The sequence below is a fragment of the Caulobacter ginsengisoli genome (assembly GCF_030814835.1).
In the GTDB taxonomy this organism is placed as follows: Bacteria; Pseudomonadota; Alphaproteobacteria; order Caulobacterales; family Caulobacteraceae; genus Caulobacter; species Caulobacter ginsengisoli.
In genome coordinates this window covers 1-1,149 of the sequence record NZ_JAUSVS010000022.1, presented here as the reverse complement: position 1 = coordinate 1,149, position 1,149 = coordinate 1, and the positions used below count along the sequence as shown (strand labels likewise).

Genomic DNA, 1,149 nt, shown 5'->3' with positions numbered 1-1,149 from the left:
CCCTGTGTATTGCAGATGGTGTTGGGCTGATGCCTGATGTTGGCGGGCGTAGGCCGTTGGGTCCCTGGTCGAAGAGACCGCAAGCGGGCTGGGTCGCGTCCGCCAGTCGTGCGTATCCGAACAGTCGCTAGGGCGGGGCGCTAGCCGCTTCAGCTCGAACACAGGAGCGGGAAGATGACGACAGCATGCGCTGCCGGCGTGGACGTCGGCCGTGACTACTTTGACGTGGGCTTGGCGCCGTCGGGCCGGGCGTTCCGGGTGGATAATGGTCCTTCAGGGATCAGGGCGCTGGTGGATCGGCTCAGGCGGGCCGATGTGAAGCGCGTCGTCCTTGAGTCGATCGGCAGCTATGGCGCGCGTCTGGTGCGGGGCCTGGCCGATGCGGGGTTCGAGGTCGGGGTGGTCGATCCCAAGCGCATCAAGGCGCTGAGGACTGCCGAAGGGCGGCGGGCCAAGACGGACGCACTGGACGCGCAGCTCATCGCGCGCTTCGCTCTGCTGATGAGCGACGCCACCCGCCCTGTCCCGAGCGCCAAGGCCTTCGAGATCCGCGCCCTGTCCACGCGCCGTCGCCAGGTGGTGGAGATGGCCGCCATGGAGAAGACCCGCCTCAAGCAGACCCTCGACGAGCCCGTCGCCGACAGTTGCCGGCTGATCATCGCCCACCTGGCCCAGGAGCGGGCTCGACTGGAAGCCCAGCTGCATGCTCTGCTGGCCGCCGAGCCGGATGGCCAGGCCCGCAGCAGACTGCTGCAGACCATCCCCGGCGTCGGTCCCGCCATCAGCATGACCCTGCTGGCCGACATGCCCGAGCTCGGATCACTCGACCGCAAAGCCGCCGCCAACCTGGCAGGCCTGGCTCCCCACCCCAACCAGAGCGGGACCCGCAACAGCGCCGCCCATATCAGCGGCGGACGGCCCTGCGTGCGGGTGGCCCTCTACATGGCCGCCGTCAGCGCCGTGCGCACCGATAAAGGCTTCAAGCAGGAATATCTGGCCCTGCGCTCCGCCGGAAAACCCGCCAAGGTCGCACTAGTCGCCATCGCCCGACGCATCGTCATCGCCGCCAACAGCATCCTCAAGCACCAGCAGCCTTGGGCCAAACCCACTTGACCCAATACAGTCGCCCGCTTTCGCGGGGATGAGCGG

The 1,149-nt window shown here is 68.1% G+C and carries 1 protein-coding gene; it reads left to right on the top strand.

All coding sequences use genetic code 11. The features are described from left to right. Positions 1-174: 174 nt before the first annotated feature. Positions 175-1,113, top strand: coding sequence for an IS110 family RNA-guided transposase (locus QO010_RS23940; RefSeq protein WP_307353294.1), 939 nt, complete (start codon positions 175-177; stop codon positions 1,111-1,113). The last annotated feature ends 36 nt before the right edge of the window (positions 1,114-1,149 follow it).